The following is a 510-nucleotide window of genomic DNA, read 5'->3' as shown; positions in this document are numbered from 1 at the left end:
GTCCCATCCGGGGCCATTCCCGTTTCATGTCGCCTTTGTAGAGGACCGCCTGCTTTGTGCGGTCAACCCCCGTTGGGGGTACACTCGGCGAATATTCAGGAAAATTCGATTTCTGTTTTTTGTCTGCGGGCAGGCGAAGGGCCTGCCCGCTATTTTTCGGCAAATAGAATTTTCCAGAATTTTCGCCGAGATGACCGCAGCAGGACGGCCCTCTCCTTTGGCGCCATCGGGAATGGTCCCGATGCAACCGAAGGAGAACTACCATGGCCACCACGATCGCAAACCTCACCACCAAGGCCGACGGCTCGATGGAAGGCGTCTTTGCCACGCTCCGGGTCAACGCTCCGATCACCCTCATCCCGAACACCAACAAGTCGCGCGAGGACGCGCCCGACTACCGGATCGTCAACAAGCGCACGGGCTTCGAGATCGGAGCCGGCTGGCACCGCATCTCCCAGCGTTCGGGCGAGGAATACCTCTCGGTCAAGCTGGAAGCCCCCGAGATCGGCG

Annotated in this window: 1 protein-coding gene; it reads left to right on the top strand. The window is 60.0% G+C overall.

Features of this window, described 5'->3' with window-relative positions:
- Nucleotides 1-263: 263 nt before the first annotated feature.
- Nucleotides 264-510, top strand: a 247-nt coding sequence (locus EN993_RS36645) for a DUF736 family protein (protein ID WP_127266294.1), incomplete at its 3' end; no start/stop codon positions are given.

The organism is Mesorhizobium sp. M7D.F.Ca.US.004.01.2.1, from assembly GCF_003997785.1.
In the GTDB taxonomy this organism is placed as follows: domain Bacteria; phylum Pseudomonadota; class Alphaproteobacteria; order Rhizobiales; family Rhizobiaceae; genus Mesorhizobium; species Mesorhizobium loti.
Note: the sequence above shows the minus strand (reverse complement) of the source record. Positions and strands in the feature narration are given on the sequence as shown.